The sequence below is a fragment of the Paenibacillus sp. FSL F4-0243 genome, assembly GCF_037963295.1.
In the GTDB taxonomy this organism is placed as follows: Bacteria; Bacillota; Bacilli; order Paenibacillales; family Paenibacillaceae; genus Paenibacillus_AQ.
On record NZ_CP150151.1, the window covers coordinates 3,860,132 to 3,882,667 of the forward strand.

Here is a 22,536-nt window from a genome sequence, read left to right on the forward strand (position 1 = left end):
TAAACTATACTATGACCAGACAAAGGAGACGATACATCATGCCAAATCAACCAAAGATTATTCTTGAGCCAGCAGCGCAGAAATTTGCTGATGATAATTCCAAACCTCCGTTCCTTCCTGATCTTGGACCAGAAAAAGGCCGTGAAACGGTAGATACTGTACAATCCAGTGAGATATATAAACCTGAAGTCGAAATTGAAGATCTTATGGTGCCAGGAGGACCTAATGGTAATGTTTCCATAAGAATTGTCCGGCCTCCTAGCTCCTCTTCCGCGTCTTTGCCAGTGATCCTTTACATTCATGGTGCTGGCTGGGTGTTTGGTAATGCACACACCCATGACCGCTTGATCCGTGAGCTAGCTGTTGGAGCGGAGGCTGCCATTGTTTTTCCAAATTACAGCCTCTCTCCAGAAGCTAAATATCCTACAGCAATTGAAGAAATCTATGCTGTTCTGAAATGGATCGCTGCACAGGGTAGTGAACATGCACTTGATGCTAGCAAGCTATCCATAGGCGGTGATAGTGTCGGTGGAAATATGGCAGCCGCCATTACGCTTATGGCTAAAGAACGCAGTGGCCCGAAGATAGGGAAACAACTTTTGTTCTATCCGGTAACGGATGCCTCCTTTGATACCGAATCTTATCATGAATTCGCCGAAGGATACTTCTTGCAGCGTGATGGAATGAAATGGTTCTGGGATCAATATACAACTGACCCTGAGGAGCGGAAGCAGATCACAGCCTCCCCGCTTCGAGCTAGTGTAGATCAGTTACGCGATCTACCTGAAGCACTAGTCATAACGGGTGAAGCAGATGTTCTACGTGATGAAGGTGAAGCTTATGCCGCCAAATTACGTGAAGCTGGAGTCACAGTCACGGCAGTTCGTTTTCAAGGGATCATACATGATTTCGTGATGCTTAATCCTTTAGCTGAAACCAATGCCAAAAAAGCCGCCATCAAGCTGGCGACTACATGGCTTCGCGAAGGTTTCTAAATAAATATGTTCGTTCACCAAATTAGAGAAAGCCTGCAAATGTGCAGGCTTTCTCTAATTATAAGTTTAATGCTATTTCTATAGCAGAATACCTTTGATGGCCCTCCTTTTCGTAGCTCGAAGCTCCCTTATTTGTGATAAGTACTTTCTTATAGGACAGTACCTTAAATTAGTTTACATAATAATGATTATGTAAACTAATTTATTTTTATAAAATAAGTATCAACAAATATGCCAAATTACCCCTCATCTTCTGAAGCTATTTCTCGCTTGAACTCACTGGTTCGACTCTCCAGATGAACTGAGCCACCATTTCCAATCTGGAAGGTCGTCCCAGACCCAATCGATAAAATCCTAATATATTGCATATTAATCGTTGATTCCTTGGAATCATTTAAAATCTCAACTTCATCTTCATTCACTTGCTTCGACCATGCCGTAAGTGGGATCTCTAAGGGTGAAGCCTCTCTATTATTGCTATTAATCTCTTTTATGTTATATAGGTAATTTTCTTTATTACCCACAAATTTAGACTGAATCCGCTCTACAGATCCACATATGAAAATCGAACTGTCAGACAGATTATTGATATACACATCTAGTATGCGTGAGGTGTGCATTTATTAACTGCCTTTTTGGACTTGATCTGGAGCAATCGGAGCATACTCTATCACGCTGTCAAACGCCGAAGAACAGTTAATCGTCTGCGTATCCCCTACTAAAAATAACGAAGAACCTGATATCGAAACCACTTTTACTGCGTTTACATTTATCTCTCTGTTAATCACGGTTACTTTCATGCGGCTCCCGCCTTCCAGTTATGTTTATTTCCAAATGCCGTTCTACCGCAGTAACAATATCTCGTTTGATTTGCTCTACTATAGAAGCACTTTCCTCTTCTGTGTATCCACGCCCTTCCTCTGCGGTAGGGAGCTGGCTTACATACTCGTTAATCCGGCCATCCATCTGATTCAGCAGATCCTGAATTACCATTTGGATATACTGCTCATCAATACTTAAGTTCTGCTCTTTTTCTAAGCGTGAAAATTGAGAAGGAACTTCCTCTTGCACATACTTCAGAATCTCTGGACGAATTTTATCAGATAATGCAGTTGCAGTTGGTGTCACTCCCTCTTGCTCCCCAATAGGCTTACCATTGATCATTGCTTCATCCAGATTATTCCCCTCATTTGGTGTAATGCCTATATTTAGAGTGCCTTCCAGCTTCTCGATTTTCAATTGTTCAAAATGATAATTTATAGGACCTATACTTGCAATGTTATTGTTCTTTATGCTGACTACTTCACACTGTAAATCTTGGAGCTGTTTTTCTAGAAGTCGAATCTTTTCAGTTTGTATTCTTAATGCGTTAAAGACTTGCTGAACATAATACGGATGCATACAACCCCCTCCTATGGTTTATTGTATGCGAGGGATACGAGCCTAATTCTAGCGTGTATATAGTTCAGTTGGTGTAGGCAAGCAAACAAGCGGTGAATCACTTTTCGCTGATGATAAAGCAGGAGGAGAGTCTGGAACGTCAATAGACTGATAACTATGAGACAAGGCATTAATTCGGCCGGAAGTGCCGATCTGAAGAACCGATGAATTTGAGATTATACCAATTTTTAGATTATTGACCGAGATGCACTGATACACCGTAATATTCATGTAAACCCATCCTTAAGGAGGCGATACTTGATCCACCACATCTGAATCCATCGTGTTCGTACTGCTGGCTGCATTATTCGTAATGTTTGTACCTATGGAGTCACCTATGGAGAAGGAGTTGGCACCGGCATAGATTTTGGAGTTACTGCTCAAGATAACGGATGCCGTATTTCCTACTAAGACTGTGGAACTGGGGCCTACGCTGTTAATTTTAATGTTGCCGATGATTGAAACCACCAAACCACTCCTCCCTTCGGAATGATAACCTATTCTATGTAGATATCCGCCCAGATGTCACTGAATAAGTCATACGCCCATACAATGGATAAAAAAATGAAGGAGGTTCAGCATTCATGAGCCCCAATAAATCGAACCCTTTAGATTGGATGAACGAAGATCCCTTTTTTAAGAAAAAGTTATCCTTAAAGTCGCTTGAAGAGCAATGGAAGCTGGATCCAAGCCAGATCGATGGCTATGTTGAAAAAATAATCAGAGAAGCTACCGCGGCCACCTCTTCCTCATTGACGGACGAAACCTCAAGTCTGCAATTTGAGCATCTGGACACACATAATTATTTGATCACGAAAATTCGTATTCCAAGTGGAATTCACCCCGAAAGTATTTGGGCACAAATCAACCGAACACAAATCAAATTAAGCGGTCTCGGAAAAGATCATAGCGAGATCATCCCACTCCCCGTTCCAGTCAATCCGGATCAGAGCAGAGGCACTTATAAACAAGGATCATTGCAATTCAGAATGCCGAAAATGTCAGTAGGAAAATTTAGAAATATCGACATCCGTTATTTATAAAAAAATCCTTAAAATTCCTCCTTTTTGCTCGTCCAAGTGGCGATCTTTCCTCAAAAAAATGCCTTAAAACTAAAACAGCGTATAATTTAAGTTATGCGCTGTTTTTTTAGGGCGTTTTTTGCCCTTTTTATCCTTAATTTTGTCTGCAATCCCAAAGGAATTTATAAGCTTCATTCTCCGAACTTTAAGGTTCCCTCGCTCATAAGATAGGGTATCAATCGCAAAGGTGGGCTATTTATGTCCAAAAACAAGCGCGGCAAAGCACTCTGGCGTATGCCATCCCGAAGCAGAGGAACATGTCTGATCTGCGGCAGCACTCGTATTAAGCTGTTGTACATCGGAAAAGGACTTTCTGGCGAAAAGGTTAACGTGTGTAAGAAATGCGAGGGTAAACAAGTAACTAACAGTAACTGAACAAAATTGTTCAGAGGATTTCCAGTCATCATTTATTACAAGGCGAACGGATTACTAAAAAAGTGCAATCCTGTCATCGAACCTCGATGAAACTGAATCACACTTTGCTTAGTAATCCTCCACTTCAAAAACTATAGGAGTTCTATACGATACCGTCTTTCCTCACTCGATAAACTGAATCCGACAGATTCATAAAGATGCAATGCAGAATCATTATCTGTTAACACCATTAAATAAGCTTCTTCAAGTCCATGTGTTCTGAAATATTTTAACGCTTGAGAAAGCATGTACGTAGCAATCCCAAATCTTCTCCACGGCTCAAGAACAAAAACATTTTCAATATACCCACTTTTCTCTTCCTGCCATACCATCAAGCTGCCTACAACCCTCTCCCCTTCTCGAACAACCATAGAGTTCCAAAGCGGATTTTGCTTAAACTGAGATAGCCGTTCTTTCCCGAGTGGGGTTTCTGGCCAAACCTCTGCTTCCAATTCTAAATAAAGATCTTCTTCTTGTGGCGTCTCCATCATCCAAGTTGCAAATTCAAATTCCTTTTTCAGTTCAGGTACGGTGTAGGAATGATCAAGAGTATGATTCATTTTAAATAAGCTATTGAATTGACAGAAGCCCTTTTCTTTTTCAAAAAATTGCGTATTTGCGATCTCTGATGCATTATTCCCGACACATAGCGTCGTTTTGTACGCTGTTGATAAAGTTTCCTTCAATTCAAGTGCTCTCAAGAGGAGCGTTTGATACATGCTCTCTAATAAATCGTAGTCTTCTTCTCGATCAGGTATTGTTTTCAAATTCAAATAGATCGAATGTCTACTTTCCTTTGAACGCCCAGGCGGCACAATATTTATGATCTCTACTTGACCTTTGGCAACCATTTTTCCATTTTCAAAGGCGCAGTACACATTCTCCCAGTTTTCCTCATCGCCAACCCACCAAAAAACAGCATTTCCCCGCGAAGTAACCGAGTTATATAACTCACCCAGTAATGGCATGTCCCCTTGTTCAAAATGACGAATCGTTATTTCTTCTGATGAAAGAATCGTAGATTTTGTCAAAACAAAACCCCTTTTCATATAAATTTTGGCATACATTAAGGGTAGCACAACTCTTCCAATTTCACTTGTTAATGAATAGTTATAATTAATTCTTATATACCGTAACATTTATCGAGTGAACCCTGTCTTACTTACATAGGGGGACTGCATGATGAAGAGACGATTTTTTATAGGTATTGCTATATTTTCAATGGGTATTGTGATAGCTTTCGGGATCAGTACGATATCCAATATTCTGAGTCCATTTAAGAGTTTCTTGCTCACTGTAGATAATCAGTCGGATGATGATATTAGCTCTATTGAAATAGGTTTAATCCATACGGATTCCAAGGAATTATTTACAAGTCCCATCAAGAAAGGTGAAACGAAAAGGTTCAAACCTACACTGAGCTTAAGTGGTGAAGGTTCTATATACCTTAAGTATACTAACGCAAAAGGACAATCCACCCAAGAAACTGTATGCGGTTATACAGAGTATCTATCTGGTTATTCAACTGTCACGATTACTAATGAGGGCACAACTGTTGTTCAGCAATGTAATTAAATCCGTTCTTCTAAGAAGAAACGATAGTGTCGTCTTTTTAAGATGATAACCGTTTCTCATAAAAATAGAGGAGGTAAACCCTATTAGGTTCACCTCCTCTTTTCATTTATGCAGCTTGCGATTATACCTCCTGAACTGCAGCCCTCGAGATCATATAATAGTCGTTGAAAGACACCAGTGCGTTGCCCACAATTTTTGAATAACCACTATTTAATAGTGCGCTGATTCTTTGCTCAGCGGTCGGAATGGCCTTGGTAATCATCGCATCAACCCTAAAACAATCATAGAACTCCTTCTCAATCATAGAGAGGATCTCTGTAAGAACTCCTTCATTCTCCAATCTCGAGATCAGATCAAGCCTTAGAACACCAATCAGTCCTACCCCTTCAACGCTCTCATTTCTCGCAAAAAATTCAACAGTACCAACAGCTTTATCACTATCTTTCTCTACAATACTAAATCGAACGTAACCATGCCCTGCATATTCATCCAGCCAGAATCGTATACAGCCACTCATCTCTTCTATCGTTTGAAAGTTAAAATCGTTATTACAGTTATCGCTATTGAAGAGCGGGATAGAAGCAGCGTCTGAATAACATTCCAGTAGGTCCTCAGCGTCTTCCTCTTGAACCAATCTATACATCAATTGATCACTTTCAAATACCGGGCATTCCTGATATGGGCCTTCTTCAAAGTTTTCTTGCTACGCATTCCCCGAAAAATTTAATTGCCAGGTCACGCCAAATCTATCCGCTACCCAGCCAAATTTCGGACTAAACGGATAGCTTCCAAGAGGCATTAGGACCTGTCCACCTTGCGCTAATGATTCGTAGACCCGATCAATTTCAGCTTCACTCTCACAATTTACATATAAGGATATTGCTGGAGTAAAGGTAAACCCGTGCTGAACATAACTATCTATACACATAAATACTTGTCCATGCATAGAAAAGGAAGCTTGCATTACACTCCCTTCAGGTCCTGCTTCATTCGCTCCATATCGCTTAATGCTAATAACTTCGGAATCATCAAACAAAGACGTATAGAAATTCATAGCTTCTTCTGCCTTACCTTCGAACATTAGAAAAGTCATGATCTTTTGATTCGTTTCCTTCATAATTGTCCAGCTCCTTATTGTGATTTAAAGTAGATCATTTCATATCATTAACGCTTTCGTATACTTTCAAACGGGCATACACGGTTTCGAGAACCGGATACGCACCTTGACCCGGAACAGCCATAGCCAGAAGTGCCCCATGCAGATGGTCCGCTTCTACAGGTAGTTGCTTATGCATATCCCGATGCATGGATGAAGTAAATTCAGGTAACACAGAAAGCATCTTTTGCATCGTGGAAGCTATATTTTCCGGTCCCACAGGCATTCCAGCATTTTGAGCCAAGCTAACAATCTCTTGAAGAAGCTGCTCATAGATTGCACGTGCTTTTGGGGAAGCAAAAATAGGCCCAACAGAGCTATCCATTAAAGTGGTAATCCCACTTAGACTAGCTACAAATATATATTTCTGCCACACTTCGCGCTGAATGTCAGAACTTAATGTCACTGTGAATCCAGCATGATCCAAATGACTCAGAAGCAACTGTGTTCGTTCTGACTCACCACCTGCCCATTCACCAAACACAATACTATGAAACGAACTGCTTTGAACGATAGTACCTGTTGAATCTAGAGTTGTTTCTATATAACAAAGACCACCCAGCACATGTTCTGGGCCAAAACGCTTCTGCAAAATGCTAAATTGATCATAACCATTGAGGAGCGGGAGGATCAGTGTATGTTTACCGACGTAGGGTTCAATGTCATTCATCACCTGAGGCAAATGGTATGCCTTGACCGCTATAATAATGCAGTCGAAGGGCTCTACTGCTTCCCTATTAGAAATCGTTCGTACAGAAGTCTGAAAATCCCCATGAACACTTTTTACAATCAAACCGTCCGCTTCTAACTGAATCTGTTTGGCATTTCGGACGAGAAAAGTAACATCTTCTCCTTTTTGAACTAGACGCCCCCCGAAATATCCACCTATAGCTCCTGCACCCACGATAAGAAAACGCATAATAGTCTCCCCTTCTTTTCCCTTAATTTAAACAAACAAAAAGACCTTTTAGCTATCTGCTAAACAGGTCCGAAAGGCAAAAAAAGAGTCAAGTATCGACCGTTCTTTTGTCTCGGTCCTTACGGATCTGAGCAAAATCCAACGAGTTCACCTCCATGGCTACAAGTTAATTACTATTCATTTATTAAAACCTATTAGAGCACCATTCGATGATTTATCGATACAGCCTCCCTGGAAAGTATAGCAAAAGAAAACATTCCTGTACAAGCATATTTAGGTAACTCTCCTTACAGACTAGTAGTTTTGATCCACAGTTTTGAGATATCCAGAAATCCGAAGGAACTGGTTTGAAGTCCAAACAAGCTTTGATTTAGCTGCGCTTTTTTATTCATATGACAACCATATAACACCCAATAGTTGTCCCTAAGCACACCTTCTGCCTGATCCAGCAACTTAATTCTTTCTTCCTTTGGGGATTGCGTGAAATCGGTAAGTACATCTGAGAATAACAAGATCTGTTCATCTCTCAGCAGAGAAAATAGATAATTAAGTTTATTATTAAAGTAGTTAACCATTCCCCACTGCCAATCATCTTCAAGTACCTCTTCAGCAAGGAGGATTTCGGAGGTATTCTTTATATTTGCTGAGTTAAACTCGTTGAATAAATACAGCTTAATATGCAGTCCTACTGAAGCTGCTCGTGCTTGAAGCCACAGGGCTTCTTCTCGCTCTTCTTTTTTATCTTTTGTGGCTAATCTTAAGGTCTCCCCCTGGTAGCCACTTGCCACTAGAAGCTCTCTCGCATGTTCCAGAGTAGGCTCAATAATACTTCTCTTACTGCTCTCCCAAGGTAAAAAGCTATCAGCAGGGGTACTACGGTTCCCTCCTAACTCCTTAATTAAGGCTTCTCGGCTGTAAAGGATTCGTATAGCCTGCCGGAATAGTTGGTGTTGATGAATTCCGTCTTTATGGAAATTGAACAAGAGATATCGGCATCCCAAGGCAGGGTAGTCAATACTGTGGTTACAGATGATATTAGGTAATAAACCTTCCTGAGCAGATTCAGGAAGTTCATACAATCGTTCATTTGAAGCTTGTTCTGGCAAATACCAGATTTCCACACGATCTAGTAGCGGGCGTATACCGTAATAATAGTCAAATGCCGCGAGGACTAGCACATCTTCATTAAGATCTAGTAAACGATAGGGCCCTGTTCCACTTACTTCATTTACAAGATCTACATCATGAGGAAGAATCGACATATGAATACAACTGAACATATGGAGAAAAAAGAGATTCGGACGAGACAGCTCAAACCTGATCCTGTGATCTCCTTCAAGCTCTACTCGTTCAATATCTTTGTACAAGCTCAACGCCGGACTGTTCAATTCTATAAGTCGTTGAAATGTCTCTTTTACGTCTCTAGAGGTCATAGTCCTGCCGTGATGAAATCGCACACCTTTCCGTAGATAAAAAATATAACTAGTACAATCTTCATTGGCTTCCCACATATGCGCCAATCCGGGAAGAAAGGTATCACTTGCCGCATCATAGGTAACTAATGTGCTATAAATTTGTCCGAGTAAATAGGATTCAAACGCGGTATATACATAAGCTGGATCCAGCACTTCCATATGCCGGTTTCGTGTAATTCGCAAGACATCCAATCCTGATGTCGACTCCGTTTCACTACGGAAGCCCATCTGCTTATTTAACACCATTAATAACCGTTCCTTTAATGTGTCGCTAACCTGACCACGACTTAATAACTCTATAGCTTCCTTAATCTTCCCCTTATTAATCAGTTCCTGAAAGTTGTCCTCCAGCACCTCTTCAATCGTTCGAAGAAAAGTTAGCTGCGAGATATTTCCACGTCCTCTTCCAGGCTGCCAGTGTATAAAACCCTGCTCTTCAAGTTTTCGCAGAATAAACTTTACATTACGCGGAGTGCAGCACAGAATCGAAGCTAGTCTATCTATCGTCACAGGATTAGCTTCCCCTATATCTATTGAGGATGGGATGGCTATTGCTAAACATAAAAAATGATTACTAATATGGTCCACGATCGTTCACTCCTTTAAAGGTGAAACACTGTAAGTAATTCTTACACTTTTACTTCCCCCTTTTATCATTATAATTATACATATATCGTTAATGAATATGCAGTACTAAATTATAGCTATCAGATTAGGAGACCTTTTCAATTATGAACCAGCATCTTAGGCATATTCACCCACTAGCTTGGACCATCATCGTCGGTACGATGTTCGGACGTTTGGTAACTTCAATGAGCATTCCGTTCTTATCCATCTATTTAACCCAAGTCCTTGGAGCCACCCCCACACAAACGGGGATTACGGTAGCCGTCAGCTCTCTGGCGGGGGTAATGGCCAGCTTCTACGGAGGATATATCTCGGATATTGTAGGCCGCAAAATTGTCATGTTAATCTCCGTATTTGGCTGGGCGGCAGTATTCTTCGGATTCTCTGTTGCACAACATCTGTGGGTGTTCTTCTTGGTCAACACCCTGAACGGTTTATGCAGATCCGTGTTTGAGCCCACATCACGGGCACTTTTATCCGACATTACCCCTGCTGAAAGTAAGCTACTTGTATTCAATCTTAGATACGCTGCGATTAACCTTGGTGTTGTTTTTGGTCCGATTATTGGAGTACAGCTCGGTTCTGCCGAATCAACGTTTCCTTTTATGATCGCTGGTGTTGTATATGTTGCATATGGACTTGTATTATTCGTCCAATTTAAATTGCATCGTTCAACCATGCAGAGTCATACACAAGCTGAACCACCACGTTTACTTGAAGCCTTGGCAACAACCGGTAGAGACCGTGTATTCTTGCCAGTTCTACTTGGTACAATCTTTTGTGTACTTGGATACGGACATTTTGGTTCAACTATGGCGCAATATTTAGCAATGAACACCCATTTCACAAATGGTGGGCAATTATTCTCCTATATGTTGTCACTCAATGCCATTACAGTACTCGTGGTACAGTATCCTATCGTACGTACTGCAAGTAAATTCTCACCGATTGTTCCATTGATTCTCGGAAATATCTGTGTTGCTATTAGTCTTCTCTTAGTAGGTTTAGCTGAAGGTGTAGCCCTTCTAATGTTTAGTGTCGTACTATTTACGATAGGAGAAGTACTGCTCTTTACGATGATGGATATGTTAATTGATCGGATCGCGAAGCCAGAAATGAAGGGTACGTACTTTGGAACGATTGGCTTTAACAATTTGGGGAGTGTAATCGCGCCTATCTTCGGCGGAGTGTTGTTGGATCATTATGGAGCTCAGAATGGCCTTACGATCTTCCTGCCACTCGCTTTAACCACGGCTATAGGTCTTCCTTTTCTAATCGTAGCGCACAAGAGGCTTACTGCCAGAGAGAAGTTATCTCTTGGCGTAGACGCTAGCACATAAAAGGCTAAATTTTTTAAATCTAAAGGTTATTATGGGGCAATCCCAAATTAGTTAACATATTAATTATTATGTAAACTTATTGAATGAATAAAGCCTATTCACAAATGAGCGGGACCGTTTCATTGCAGAACATGCAATCGAAACGGTCCCTTTTTCACAAAAAAATCATGCTAATTGTAAACCTCCTGTAGCAAATTCGCCTGTACTTTCACATATTGTCTCAGTTCCAAAGGTTCCACAATCTCGCCTTGTCCAAGTATTCCCCAAATATTCGTACATGCACTATCATAGCTATACATATTTACAGTAAGGGTTATTTGATCTCCTTCCTCTACTCTATTCATAATCTCCACCCCGTGTAGCGAGGCCTCTCTCCTCTTATCCGTTCTAATCAATACTGGGTAGATCTCTTCCTCTTTACAAGCTTGCTTGAATCCCCTCTCCTGCTGCTTCCAGTGCCTTTCTAATGAAAAGTCCTGAGGGATAGCATACTCTTCATCTATAAGCTGTGTAGAGGCGATTCGCTCACATTTAAACGTGCGGGTTTGTTCGATTTCTTCACAGTAGGCTATAAGATACCACTCTTCTTTTTTCACAACTAGACCATAGGGCTGTAATTTCCTGCTCGAGATGATTCCGTTAATCTTGTGGTACTCAATCTGTAGTTTCAGAGATCTCCAAACAGCAGTTCGAATCGATTCCAGACATGGAATCTCTAAGCGTTCTGTCCACCAAGGTGTATCATCAAAATAAAAACGTCTTTGTGCCTTCTGGATATCATTTTGATAGGAAGCGGGTAATGATTTTTCTAATTTCAAGAGGGTTGTCTTTAGCTTTAATCCGGAATCTGTATGTCCGCCAGTATGAATCCCCATTCCTGTTAAAAATAGATTGATTACATCTTCCCCATGAAGCTGATTTAGGTTAACAGTATACCCCTCCATCAAGGAGATGCCACCATTCGGTCCCGGCGTGGATAACAGTGGTATTCCTGCTTCAGCTAATACATCAATGTCTCTATAGATAGAACGTACGGAGGTTTCCAAGGCTTCAGCTAAGTCATTGGCCTTCATCTTCCCTCTTGATTCCACTAATAATAAAATTGCAATCAAACGATGCAAGCGCATGGGGAGCCTCCAAATCTTTCTTTTTTTTTTATAGTATACATCATAATTCTTGCCAAGCTGTTGTCAACAATAGAAGGTTATGATTAGTTCATTACATTAAAGGAGCTGATACACATGAATATAGGCGTATTGGGAACTGGATTCGGAGCTTATCATGCGCAGTTATGGACGACAATGGATCGAGTAGACAAAGTAATTATCTTTGGTCGGAACGAAGCTAAGCTGCAGGAGCTAAAACAATCTTTTGGCGTTGAGATAACTACCAATATTGACGATATTATGCTTGATTCCACCATCGATGTGATTGATATCTGTTTGCCCTCTTTTTTACATAGGCAGTATACAGTCGATGCGCTTAAGCATGGAAAACATGTATTATGTGAGACACCGGTTTGCTACAACTTAGAAGATGCTCTTGCGATGAAGGAAGCTGAACAACTGTATGATTCGCGAATTCTCGTAAACCAGTTTATTAAATTCGATCCTGCGTACAAATATCTTTACGAAGCGACTCATAATGAGAAATACGGAAAACTCTTATCTCTTACCTTAAAAAGAGAGACGCCTCCTTTGTGGGGTGACCTCGGTCTGCACGCTATCGCTACAAATCTGATGATTCACGAATTGGATTTTGTGACCTGGATGCTGGGGTCTATGGAGCCGCAATCGGTTTGGGGATCCGATGGTGGTAAAAGTAATCAAGCCTTAGTCCGTGCAATTTTTCAACAACCTCCTGTATCCGCAGAGATCGTTGTTTCTTCACAAATGCCGGCTTCGTATCCTTTTACCGTAGGGTATGAGGCTTATTTTGAACAAGGCAAGCTTGTCTATCAAGAGAGTGACAACATGAATGGAGCTGTTGAAAGCTCATTAATTGAATATACCGCTGTAGGTAAACAAGATCTTTTGTTAGAACCAGCTAATCCCTATGAAAAAAGTTTGGAGTATGCACTCCAATGTCTAGTGGAGGGTAGTTCATCAATAATTGAGTTAGACAATGCGATACAAGCTTTAGAACTAGCTATTTGCATTGAAAAAAAGCTTGTATAAATGGATCAAGGGATGTTATATCCTTTTTCAGGGGTTTTGTTTGTAGGGTGAGGTGAATTGTTTATTGATGTGTAGTGTCTAGGGTGAGACAGTAGTGGATTTTGACTTTTCTATTGTGAATTTTTCATATGATGAATTAGCGGAAAATAATAGCGATAAAATCAAAAATCAATACTTTTTATAAGCCCCCCATCTCCTAACTAATGATAATTGGTATCTGAAACTATAATTAGTTAACATAATAAATATTATGTTAACTAATTATAGGAAATCGATTTTCCACACTCGTTCACCGCTTCTTTAGCGCAAGTGCGAAACGTTCTATCGTCTCTTTGGATAATCCATTTACACTCTTATTCTTCCCTTTTACCACTCGCAGAACCACTCGATCTAATGCAGTCATCTTCTCTTCATAAATCTCATCACCGAACACTTCTTTTGTAATTGATTGGTTATACAGCTTCTCTGGAAATGAAGATTTCAATTCTTGTATGGCTTGCTCCCCCTTCGCTCCTGCACAAATAAACAATCCAACGCGCTTATTAGCTAGTTCATTTTGATATTTTGAAGCAAACTCCGTCATTTGTTTTTGTATTTTCCCAAAATAAATAGACCCACCTAAGATGACAGTATCGTACCGTTCTAATCTAGGCTCTTTAGCATGCATTAAATTAACTACTTCAGTCTCATCATCCAATTGATTTTTCAATAAATAGGCAGCTTTCTCCGTACATCCATATTTAGAAGTATAAATAATAATCGTCTTCATTCTGATTTTTCCCTCCACCCTCTGATCATCCTACTGTGTTAAAGGCTCACGTATCTCCCTGGTTGCTATTGAAACCATAGAATCCAAATAACAAGATATCAGTGCTTCAACCTGATCTTCTGGCAAATCCTTTTCCACAATCAAACGCATAATTAATCCGAACGCAGCACTCCACATCACTTGAGCAGTGAGCTCTATCGAAGATTCCATATGTTGTTCTTTCGATTCGAACCTAGATAGACATTGACAGAGCATACCTATCGCTTTACGCTCCTGACCAGCTCCCTTGAATAGAACTGCTGTGTAACTAAGAACAGCCGGTGTATCATTTAGCATAACATTACGGTACTCAACACTTGTGGTAAGGGTCATCCTGATCCATTGCTCAAGCGATTGTCTCAAAAGCATCTCTGGTGGCAGTTCATGCTCTGCCTTTCGTTGTACAGACTGAAGCCCGTCAACCATATCTGTATATTTCTGTTGCAAATATCTCACCACAATTTCATCTTTACCCTGAAAGTAATGATAAATAATACCCGGAGAATACTCGATTTCCTCTGCAATTTTGCGAATAGAAAGCTTTTCAATCCCCTCCTCTGCAATCAACAAGGCCGCAGCCTCTAAAATTCTTTTCTTCATTTCCTCACGCTCACGCATTTGCCGTTGTTCTTTAGTTATCATGACGTCTCCTTATAATTTGAACATCGTTTATTCATTGAACACTGTTAAATATATATAATTTATAACGATCTTTTCTATATAGTAAGTCACAGGCAAACCACCCAACCCTTATTGTCATATCCAAACATGAAAAATCCGCCAGTCCTTATAGACTGGCGGAACCACACTTCATGATGTTAAAGGATTACAGACAAAGAGTTTTAGTAATGATAACCAACAGGATAAACAGAACCAGAATCGCTCCTGTGGAAGTAAATCCACCATATCCTCCTGCGAATTCGCCCATTTTAACTCCTCCTTTGTAATTGAGTACACCATAAGATATGCTAAATCCCACTCTGTGCTTGGGTGAAATGAACAAAAATAACCCAACAATCCTGTTAAGGCTGTTGGGTTATTCATTGTTAGTTTACATAATAATTATTATGTAAACTATTTCCGCGTTTATCTTAATTATCGTGAGATAACCATTAATTTTTCATGACTACATCATCGCTGTTACCTTTACAATCATTAACCTTATTATTAGTTAATGTGTTGAAGTATTGACTCGGATTTCCTTGAGGCGGATTAAAACGCTCTTTAAATTCTCCATTTGTGTACTCTCCAATCACTCTATGCCAGAAACTACGGGCAGGCGTATTCGCACGTACCTGTGACACCTTCCAGTCGCCTGGATACATATCAAACAATTTATGCGCGGCCCAGGTCCCCACACCGCTCCGGCGATATTTTTGCATCACAAAAAACTCAGTCATGTAAAATTGCCCTTCGGGATCATACAACAACCGTTCTACCAAAGCAAATCCGGCAATATTCCCGTCTACTTTAAACAAATACGCAAATTTATTGTTGCCACTACTCCAAAATGATTCTAATCCCGGATAAGCTGGATATACTCCATCTTGATCTACATCAAGCTCCAGATAACGGGTGAAATCATATAAATAGTACTGCATTAGTTTGCTTATCGTCTGTTTCCGCTCTTTGGGAACCAGCTCCATTCCAAGTTCCATTTAGTGCACCTCTGCCATTTATGTTTACTACACATCATATAACTTAGTTACTTCAGGAGCAAGTTCATCACTAGTAAATAGCTTTGATCAAAGCCATGGGACAAGAAGAACCGGCTTTACCGTCCTTATTGGGACGGTTTCCGTTTCTGCGAGAAATATAAGGCATAAAGTATGGTGTGAAACTTATACTTTCTTATATTTGGACAAAACATGATAAGATAGAAAGAAGAAATGATATGCAAACTATGGAAAAGGTGAATCACATGAGCGTTCAAAAGAACGATGACCGTAAAAAACTGGATCTAAAGCTACCTCTCATGCCTTGGTTCGTTCAGCAGTTTATTGATTATAAGCGTCCTGATCTATCCCCTTCCACCCTGCTGGAGTATATTCGGGACTATGAGTCCTTTTTTGGATGGCTGCGTGCAGAAGGCCTCTCACAGGCCAGCTCCAATACAGAGATCACTCTGCTGGAATTAGAAACCCTGCATATGGATAGTATTGTTGGATACCGCCTACACCTCACTACCCGAGCTGAGGGAACCAATACACGAGTAACCGTGTCCCGTAAGCTGTCCGCATTACGCTCTTTATTTCATTATTTAAGTCAAATCGCTGAGGACGAGAACTTCTATCCATTGCTTAAGCGAAACATTATGGCTAAGGTTGAAGTTAAACGAACGCATAAGCCTAAGGATACTGCTGCTAAATTAAAGGGCAAGATTCTGGAGGATGAGGAACTACTGGAATTCGTGGGGTACATTTTCGAAGGATATGGACGAGATGTTGAAGGAAACAAGCAGGCCTATTACTCCTTTCAATTAAATCGTGAACGCGATGCCTGTATTGCCAGCTTAATTCTGAATTCTGGTCTTCGTGTATCCGAAGTAGTCAATCTAAACGTAGATGATCTGGATGTTAATAACAAGCTGATCTATGTCACCCGAAAAGGGAACAATGATGAAACCTTCAAAACTCCTGTTTATTTTCGAGAACAAGCTAAAGAGGATTTAGCTCTTTATTTAAGCCTCCGTCAATCCCGTTATAAAACGCCGAAGAGGGAAAAAGCTTTATTTATCGCTTTGCCCAATGGACGGCAAGAAGGCAAACGTATGACCAAAAGAGCCATTCAAGAAATGATTATTAAATATGCAAAACGCTTTGGTAAGCCCTATCTAACGGTTCATAAGCTTCGTCACTCTTTTGCAACAGACTATTATCTGCAAAACGATATTTATAAAACGAAAGAACAGCTCGGGCATGCTTCGACAGAAACAACCGAGATCTATGCTCATCTCACGGACAAAACGATGTCTGAGGCGATTGAACGGCGTTTGGATAGTTAATTTTTTGCGAAAAGCCGGCCATACCCTATCCGATTTTTATGGAAAAGGTGTGGCCGGCTCTCTTTTTACATGGTTTATAAAGACTGATCAGATTAGCATTATGTTGAATTATTAGCTTCTCTATTGTGAATTTTTCATATATTGAAATGTTGTAAATAATATCGTTGGCATATTAGATAATTAGCTATTTCCGTCATATTGTTAATGTCAAAAAGCATTTTACCTTTATCCTATCCGCGTATTTCTCCCGGAAGCTTGATAATAGTCACTTTAGCACCCGCAGATAAGCCTCGTTCCTCTGGTGGAACAACAATCAGACAATCACTATCCTTGATCGTGACCATCACGGAAGATTCGTCTATCGCTGCTGGAATGGCATAAAGGCTGCCTTCACGGATCTCTAATCGCGCTCTAACAAATCGGGTAAAGTCATTTACTCTGTTATAATCTGCACCGAGTGTGGCGCTCCATTCTGGTAAGAACGGCTGTGACGCACACTGCATTAATCTGATAACCGGACGTGCGAACAATTGAAAACCAACGAAACAAGCACCTGGATTACCTGATAGGGCTAACAGCAGCTTACCACCTCTAACAGCAGCAGTGGTTACACTCCCCGGACGCATCGTCACTTTATTAAATAACATATCTCCACTCTGTTCACGAACCAAATCGCCCATAATATCATAATCTCCTACCGATACTCCACCCGTAGTGATTACAAAATCATAGGTTTCCAGCGCCATCTGTACTTTACTTCGAGCCAGCTCCAGATCATCCACAATAGATCCCAGCATCACGGGCTCCCCACCTGCCTCTTTGACTAAAGCTTCGAGCATGGGTGAGTTGCTGTTTCGAATTTTTCCAGGCTGTAGTGGTTCATGTACCTCTAGCAGCTCTGTGCCTGTCGCAAAGATAGCTACCTTGGGCCGACGATAGACTTTCACTGTATGTATGCCAAACGCTGCCAGAACAGCTATATCCCCCGCAGAGATTAATCGTCCCGCTGGCAGCACTAGCTCACCAGAGCTTAACTCCAGCCCCATCGGTGTGATATTAGACTTCGCTTCCTGCTTCTTTCGAATACCTACGTAAGTCTTTCCTTCCTCCTCACGTGTCTCCGTTACTTCTAGCATAACTACAGTATCTGCCCCTAACGGCACTTGTGCTCCAGTCATTATCCTTGCTGCTGTTCCCGAAGTTATATCTACCGAAGCCACAGCGCCACATGGAATATTGTCCACCATTTCTAACCATACGACTTGTCCATTTACACAGTGATTGGTATCTGCTGCAATAATTGCATATCCATCCATGCTAGAACGGTTAAACGCGGGAAAAGGATGTGGCGCAATCACTTCCTCAGCCAAATAACGTCCACAGACCTCATTCAATGAGACCTCCTGTGACTCTAGCGGATTCGCAAATTTGATTATTTTGGCCTGTGCTTCTTTTACTTGAAGCGCTCTGCGCTGAAATTTATGATCCTTCATACCATACCTCCGCTCTAAATCGTCCGTTTTTTGCAGTACAATAGGTACTATTTTAACATGTGCTATCCTGAAGTAAAATGAATGGTGGAAACGACATTAAATCTTTACCGATTTCATCTACGTAATTACAAAAAAAAGATGCGATCTCAAGATCACATCTCTTACGATTCATGTCTAGGATGCTCTAATTACCTTCACATCACCAGGAATTACTTTCTCCCCTTCATACAGCATGAACCGTCCATGTTGCCATTCTACACGCAGAAGCCGAGAATCATCTGACTGATATTGCCATACATGCTGCTCTCCACCATTCATAAAAGGGGTTTGGCCTAGGGCAGCAACATATCCTTCATACTCTTCCTCCAGAAAAAATGTATAATCGTCCAGTTCAAGTGTTGTTGGAACCTCAGCAGGATTATCTAAGCGCCCATCAATAGGTTTATATAAACCATATTGCAGCTGTTCCCGCTCCTCAATATGCAAATAGGCAATTTGACTACCATCTCTTAATGTCAGCACTACCGCATTTCGTCCACGATTATGAGTCCTGCCGGTAACCTCGTAGGTAACGAGCGATACTTCGCAGATGTCTCCGGGAGACAAATTAAGCATACTTTTCTGAACTTCCTGTGCCGCTGGTTTGGAGAAAAGATTACCTATACGTTTCCATATACTCAACTTGATCGTTCCCCCTACATAAATGCAGAAATAATTAAAGCTCCCGTAATTTGCAGTGAGCCTGATAATAAGCCGTACCCGATTTTGCCAAGCTGTGTACCATGATCCAGATCCAGATTCCCCCATTTAGCTAAGAGGAGACGGACCGTTCTTTCCAAAATAAGCAAAAGAAAAAAAGATACAATCGAGATCAGCAAAGCATCTGGCAGGCTGTTAGAAGCAGCTATCGATGATGATAAAATGAATGCCTGTGCCAATAGCTTCATTACAAAACGTGTAGTAACTGCCATATTTCCAGCCTTTAACTCTTCTAAATCATTGTATCGAGTGAAGAGTGAATCTACGAACATCAGCACAAACAGCAACACCGCGCCGCTCACTGTCCACACGACCATGGACACCAGGATATGGAAATCCATTCTAATAGCCCCCGCTTATTCATTTTGCATGCTGTCATAAGCATAGATAAAGCGAAGAGGAAACGAAATTACTGTCTCCCCTTCGCCTGTGAACATCAGCCGTGAAACGGCTAAGATCAAATGTTATTGCTTCTCGTATTGTTTCATCAGAGCAGCCAATTCATCTTCTACTGCTTGATCTTTGTTCAACTTCTCGAACTCATCATCAAGTGATTTGTTGCCCGAGCTCATCTCGTTGCTAGCTTCGGCTTGAGCTTCTGCTTGCATCATTTTTTCTTCCATACGTTTCAGGCCAGCAGATGCGGAATCAGAGCTGAAACCACTCATCGCTTTATTAATTTCGGTTTGAGCTTTAGCAGCATTATAACGAGCAACCAAGGTTTCACGTTTGTTCTTCATTTGAGTAAGTTGCTTACGCATTTCGTCAAGCTTCCCACGAAGATTATCCGCAGATGCTTTGTTCTGATCGAAGCTAGCTTTGTATTCTACCAGTTTAGCTTCAGCAGCCTTCTTCTCTTCCAGAGCTCGGCGAGCAAGGTCAACATTACCAGCTTGAGCTGCAGCATGTGCCTGTTGCGTACGTTTGTTAACAAGCGCTTCCTGCTCTTCATAAAGCTGCTTGAACTTTTTCTCAATAGCGATTTGAGCCGCTACCGCTTTTTCTGCATCTTCCAAATCTTCGGTCATATCACGAATGTACTGATCGGTCATCTTAATCGGGTCTTCTGCTTTGTCGATAATCGCATTCACGTTAGACATTGTTAAATCGCGCAATCTTTTAAATATAGACATGGTTTCATTCCTCCAAAAGATAATTTAAATACTCACTTGATATCTTTTACGCAGAATTGCCAATCCCGTTTCACATTTGTTGCGCTAAATATTGAATTACTTTATTATTTACGATCTCAACGACCTCTTTAATACCTTCTTTCGTGAGATCGTCGTAATGAATGCCCATAACCACTGTGACCGTCCTGTTTAAAGCCTCAGCTACCCTAATGGCAATATCTTCGCTTATCGTATGCTCTTTATGATGAGGAACGGCAGAGGTCTGCACTTCCACCCGCTCTCCATTTAAATACGCAGTACTTGCCGCTCCAATATGACGAACGCCCCCACTAATTACGAGTAAAAGATCACGTCCGACAGGCATCGCCGTCAGCTCAATATCCTCGGGGTTAATCTTGTTAGAAGTCAATAGTATCTCCTCACTACTCCACTTTATATAATGCCACGTATTTCATCCAAGGATTGAATATTCTCTTGAACCATGAATTGCTCAAGCTCTTCAACAAGCTGGCTACCTGCTCTCAAATTCATGAAATTGTAGGTTCCTACTTGGATTACCGAAGCACCTGCCATAATAAATTCAATAATATCAGTAGCTGTGGTGATGCCCCCCATTCCGATTACTGGAATAGATATGTTCTGTGCGACTTGATGCACCATGCGCAAAGCAACTGGCTTAATCGCTGGTCCGGACAGTCCGGCATACAAGTTATTAAATACACTACTTCTCCGTCGCACATCAATTTTCATCCCGGAAATGGTGTTGATCAGCGAGACAGCATCTGCTCCCTCTGCCTCACACATTTGCGCCATCTCAACGATATTCTCAGCACCTGGAGACAGCTTTACCGCAAGTGGTAGCCTAGTGGCACGTCTAACAGCTTGTACTACTTTTTGCGCTTCTGAAGTCTTGATTCCAAATGCAATTCCACCCTCTTTTACATTTGGACAGGAAATATTCAACTCAATCATATCAACAGCTGGTTTACCTACGCTTAATCGAAAATCTGCATCACGCTGGATTATTTCTGCTCCAAGTACGTAATCCTCAAGCGTCCCGCCCCCAAGATTCACCAAACGGGCTGTATCGAGTGTTTCCCAACAAGGGCATTCTTTTTCCAAGAACGCAGCTACACCGGGATTCTCCAATCCTACACTATTCAGCATGCCAGAGGCTGTCTCATAAACTCGAGTGCCAGGGTTACCTGCTTTTGGATGGAGGGTGAGCCCTTTCCCTGAGATTCCACCTAGCAAAGATACATCATACAGCTTTCCATATTCACGGCCAAAGCCGAATGTTCCTGAAGCCATTACAATCGGATTCTTAAAATGAACGCCTGCAATAGTTGTACTCATCTTAGTCATGAAAAATCACCTCCTCAGAAAGGAACACGGGTCCGTCTGCACAGGCTTTTCGCTGACCATCACGACAAGAAACACTACAAACAAGACAGGCACCAATGCCGCAAGCCATTCGATTCTCTAGAGAGAGATAAACTTTTGTATTGCTACCCGCCTCTTCGGCCGCTATTCCTTTAAGCTGTGCAGCTTTAAGCATAGGATGTGGGCCGCAAACGAAAACATGATCATATTGACTAAAATCCACACGATCCAAAATAAATCCGCCTACATCTACTGTAAGCTCGGCTGCTAATGGACGAAAAGCTTCTGTCCGGTAAGCTTCCCGACTAAAACCTAGAAAGATATCACAACTAGGCAGCTGCTTTGCACAATAATATAGCGGCGCTATTCCGATTCCACCACCAATAAGTGCAACCTTGCCTTCGACCTGCGGGAATCCCGTGCCAAAAGGCCCTTCAAGCTCCACTGAGTCACCAGGAGTCAACCGTGAAAATATCTCAGTGCCTTCCCCCACTACGTGATATAAAAATTCGACACTATCCTCTTTTACTTCATGTATACTTAACGGTCTGGAAAGGATCGGATAAGCATCCCATGCCCGTAACATGTAGAATTGACCCATTTCACCGCCGCTATTCGTTTCAACTTTAAGGTGGTACACTCCGTCAGTTAGCCGATCGTTACTTAAAACCATCCCCACGTTATCAAGCTCCTTCAAATTTTATCTTTATTAAGATTGCCTTAGAAGGAGTATAAAATCTGTGACAAACTTCACAT

At 41.3% G+C, this 22,536-nt stretch carries 29 protein-coding genes; 7 read left to right on the forward strand and 22 right to left on the reverse strand.

From position 1 onward, the window contains the following. Positions 1–38 precede the first annotated feature (38 nt). Positions 39–995: an alpha/beta hydrolase gene (locus tag NSS87_RS16985; RefSeq protein WP_042188722.1), complete on the forward strand. Its 957-nt coding sequence runs from the start codon at positions 39–41 to the stop codon at positions 993–995. A 239-nt stretch (positions 996–1,234) separates the two neighbouring features. Here NSS87_RS16985 and NSS87_RS16990 read toward each other — a convergent pair whose 3' ends face one another. From NSS87_RS16990 to NSS87_RS17010, 5 genes are read right to left on the reverse strand one after another with little or no spacing between them, the layout of a single operon-like run. Next, the gene (locus tag NSS87_RS16990; RefSeq protein ID WP_339241504.1) at positions 1,235–1,615 is read right to left on the reverse strand and encodes a hypothetical protein; all 381 of its coding nucleotides are present in this window, start codon (positions 1,613–1,615) and stop codon (positions 1,235–1,237) included. Positions 1,616–1,618: 3 nt separating this feature from the next. After that, positions 1,619–1,795, reverse strand: a complete 177-nt coding sequence (locus tag NSS87_RS16995; RefSeq protein WP_339241506.1) for a spore gernimation protein GerPD — start codon at positions 1,793–1,795, stop codon at positions 1,619–1,621. Then, positions 1,776–2,396 carry a spore germination protein GerPC gene (gerPC, locus tag NSS87_RS17000; RefSeq protein WP_339241509.1) on the reverse strand — a complete coding sequence of 207 codons (621 nt, stop codon included), beginning with the start codon at positions 2,394–2,396 and terminating at the stop codon, positions 1,776–1,778. The genes NSS87_RS16995 and gerPC overlap by 20 nt, the downstream gene beginning before the upstream one ends. Before the next feature lie 48 nt (positions 2,397–2,444). Next, positions 2,445–2,666 (reverse strand): spore germination protein GerPB, encoded by a 222-nt coding sequence (locus NSS87_RS17005; RefSeq protein WP_081951137.1) that lies wholly within the window; start codon positions 2,664–2,666, stop codon positions 2,445–2,447. Between the two features lie 12 nt (positions 2,667–2,678). Further along, positions 2,679–2,903: a spore germination protein gene (locus NSS87_RS17010; RefSeq protein ID WP_036687577.1), complete on the reverse strand. Its 225-nt coding sequence runs from the start codon at positions 2,901–2,903 to the stop codon at positions 2,679–2,681. A gap of 116 nt (positions 2,904–3,019) precedes the next feature. Between NSS87_RS17010 and NSS87_RS17015 the strand changes: the two genes are divergently transcribed. Together NSS87_RS17015 and NSS87_RS17020 are read left to right on the forward strand one after the other, a co-directional pair. Next, complete coding sequence (locus NSS87_RS17015) at positions 3,020–3,478, forward strand: Hsp20/alpha crystallin family protein (RefSeq protein WP_339241513.1); 459 nt, start codon at positions 3,020–3,022, stop codon at positions 3,476–3,478. Between the two features lie 237 nt (positions 3,479–3,715). Then, positions 3,716–3,892: a hypothetical protein gene (locus NSS87_RS17020; protein ID WP_339241515.1), complete on the forward strand. Its 177-nt coding sequence runs from the start codon at positions 3,716–3,718 to the stop codon at positions 3,890–3,892. Positions 3,893–4,023: 131 nt separating this feature from the next. Here NSS87_RS17020 and NSS87_RS17025 read toward each other — a convergent pair whose 3' ends face one another. After that, positions 4,024–4,998: a GNAT family N-acetyltransferase gene (locus tag NSS87_RS17025; protein WP_339241516.1), complete on the reverse strand. Its 975-nt coding sequence runs from the start codon at positions 4,996–4,998 to the stop codon at positions 4,024–4,026. A 112-nt stretch (positions 4,999–5,110) separates the two neighbouring features. On the opposite strand from NSS87_RS17025, the gene NSS87_RS17030 reads away from it, so the two are divergent. Then, entirely contained in the window at positions 5,111–5,506 is a 396-nt protein-coding gene (locus NSS87_RS17030) for a hypothetical protein (RefSeq protein ID WP_143759354.1), read from the forward strand. Between the two features lie 121 nt (positions 5,507–5,627). On the opposite strand, the gene NSS87_RS17035 is transcribed toward NSS87_RS17030, so the two are convergent. The 4 genes from NSS87_RS17035 to NSS87_RS17050 all read right to left on the reverse strand — a co-directional run bounded on the left by NSS87_RS17035 (position 5,628) and on the right by NSS87_RS17050 (position 9,644). Then, positions 5,628–6,149: a hypothetical protein gene (locus NSS87_RS17035; RefSeq protein WP_339241520.1), complete on the reverse strand. Its 522-nt coding sequence runs from the start codon at positions 6,147–6,149 to the stop codon at positions 5,628–5,630. Between the two features lie 60 nt (positions 6,150–6,209). Beyond that, complete coding sequence (locus NSS87_RS17040) at positions 6,210–6,623, reverse strand: VOC family protein (protein ID WP_042188733.1); 414 nt, start codon at positions 6,621–6,623, stop codon at positions 6,210–6,212. A gap of 34 nt (positions 6,624–6,657) precedes the next feature. Further along, on the reverse strand, positions 6,658–7,581 hold the full coding sequence (locus NSS87_RS17045) for a ketopantoate reductase family protein (RefSeq protein WP_339241523.1): 924 nt from the start codon (positions 7,579–7,581) through the stop codon (positions 6,658–6,660). 287 nt (positions 7,582–7,868) lie between these two features. Then, entirely contained in the window at positions 7,869–9,644 is a 1,776-nt protein-coding gene (locus tag NSS87_RS17050; RefSeq protein ID WP_339241524.1) for an ABC transporter substrate-binding protein, read from the reverse strand. Between the two features lie 143 nt (positions 9,645–9,787). Between NSS87_RS17050 and NSS87_RS17055 the strand changes: the two genes are divergently transcribed. Further along, positions 9,788–11,023, forward strand: coding sequence for an MFS transporter (locus NSS87_RS17055; RefSeq protein WP_339241526.1), 1,236 nt, complete (start codon positions 9,788–9,790; stop codon positions 11,021–11,023). 170 nt (positions 11,024–11,193) lie between these two features. Here the strand turns inward: NSS87_RS17055 and NSS87_RS17060 are convergent, their stop codons facing one another. Beyond that, positions 11,194–12,150 (reverse strand): WYL domain-containing protein, encoded by a 957-nt coding sequence (locus NSS87_RS17060; RefSeq protein WP_339241528.1) that lies wholly within the window; start codon positions 12,148–12,150, stop codon positions 11,194–11,196. A gap of 114 nt (positions 12,151–12,264) precedes the next feature. Between NSS87_RS17060 and NSS87_RS17065 the strand changes: the two genes are divergently transcribed. After that, positions 12,265–13,200: a Gfo/Idh/MocA family oxidoreductase gene (locus tag NSS87_RS17065; protein ID WP_339241529.1), complete on the forward strand. Its 936-nt coding sequence runs from the start codon at positions 12,265–12,267 to the stop codon at positions 13,198–13,200. A 289-nt stretch (positions 13,201–13,489) separates the two neighbouring features. On the opposite strand, the gene NSS87_RS17070 is transcribed toward NSS87_RS17065, so the two are convergent. From NSS87_RS17070 to NSS87_RS17085, 4 genes are all read right to left on the reverse strand, one after another. Beyond that, complete coding sequence (locus tag NSS87_RS17070; RefSeq protein WP_339241532.1) at positions 13,490–13,969, reverse strand: flavodoxin domain-containing protein; 480 nt, start codon at positions 13,967–13,969, stop codon at positions 13,490–13,492. 30 nt (positions 13,970–13,999) lie between these two features. After that, positions 14,000–14,650: a helix-turn-helix domain-containing protein gene (locus tag NSS87_RS17075; RefSeq protein WP_339241535.1), complete on the reverse strand. Its 651-nt coding sequence runs from the start codon at positions 14,648–14,650 to the stop codon at positions 14,000–14,002. 184 nt (positions 14,651–14,834) lie between these two features. Continuing rightward, positions 14,835–14,936 carry a sporulation protein YjcZ gene (locus NSS87_RS17080; protein ID WP_197069683.1) on the reverse strand — a complete coding sequence of 34 codons (102 nt, stop codon included), beginning with the start codon at positions 14,934–14,936 and terminating at the stop codon, positions 14,835–14,837. 184 nt (positions 14,937–15,120) lie between these two features. After that, complete coding sequence (locus NSS87_RS17085; protein WP_052404316.1) at positions 15,121–15,666, reverse strand: GNAT family N-acetyltransferase; 546 nt, start codon at positions 15,664–15,666, stop codon at positions 15,121–15,123. A gap of 263 nt (positions 15,667–15,929) precedes the next feature. Here NSS87_RS17085 and xerS point away from each other — a divergent pair, with 263 nt between their 5' ends. After that, the gene (xerS, locus tag NSS87_RS17090; protein WP_149647344.1) at positions 15,930–17,012 is read left to right on the forward strand and encodes a tyrosine recombinase XerS; all 1,083 of its coding nucleotides are present in this window, start codon (positions 15,930–15,932) and stop codon (positions 17,010–17,012) included. Between the two features lie 230 nt (positions 17,013–17,242). On the opposite strand, the gene glp is transcribed toward xerS, so the two are convergent. The 7 genes from glp to NSS87_RS17125 all read right to left on the reverse strand — a co-directional run bounded on the left by glp (position 17,243) and on the right by NSS87_RS17125 (position 22,459). Further along, positions 17,243–18,505 (reverse strand): gephyrin-like molybdotransferase Glp, encoded by a 1,263-nt coding sequence (gene glp, locus NSS87_RS17095; protein ID WP_339241542.1) that lies wholly within the window; start codon positions 18,503–18,505, stop codon positions 17,243–17,245. Between the two features lie 174 nt (positions 18,506–18,679). After that, entirely contained in the window at positions 18,680–19,186 is a 507-nt protein-coding gene (locus tag NSS87_RS17100; RefSeq protein ID WP_042188751.1) for a DUF4178 domain-containing protein, read from the reverse strand. A gap of 14 nt (positions 19,187–19,200) precedes the next feature. After that, positions 19,201–19,605, reverse strand: a complete 405-nt coding sequence (locus NSS87_RS17105) for a DUF350 domain-containing protein (protein WP_094869154.1) — start codon at positions 19,603–19,605, stop codon at positions 19,201–19,203. Positions 19,606–19,728: 123 nt separating this feature from the next. Further along, positions 19,729–20,397, reverse strand: a complete 669-nt coding sequence (locus tag NSS87_RS17110; RefSeq protein WP_076283572.1) for a PspA/IM30 family protein — start codon at positions 20,395–20,397, stop codon at positions 19,729–19,731. A 70-nt stretch (positions 20,398–20,467) separates the two neighbouring features. Further along, positions 20,468–20,806 (reverse strand): hypothetical protein, encoded by a 339-nt coding sequence (locus NSS87_RS17115; protein ID WP_339241546.1) that lies wholly within the window; start codon positions 20,804–20,806, stop codon positions 20,468–20,470. Between the two features lie 23 nt (positions 20,807–20,829). Beyond that, the gene (locus tag NSS87_RS17120) at positions 20,830–21,762 is read right to left on the reverse strand and encodes a dihydroorotate dehydrogenase (protein WP_339241549.1); all 933 of its coding nucleotides are present in this window, start codon (positions 21,760–21,762) and stop codon (positions 20,830–20,832) included. Further along, positions 21,755–22,459 (reverse strand): dihydroorotate dehydrogenase electron transfer subunit, encoded by a 705-nt coding sequence (locus NSS87_RS17125; protein WP_339241551.1) that lies wholly within the window; start codon positions 22,457–22,459, stop codon positions 21,755–21,757. Before NSS87_RS17125 ends, NSS87_RS17120 begins: the two co-directional genes overlap by 8 nt. Positions 22,460–22,536 lie beyond the last annotated feature (77 nt).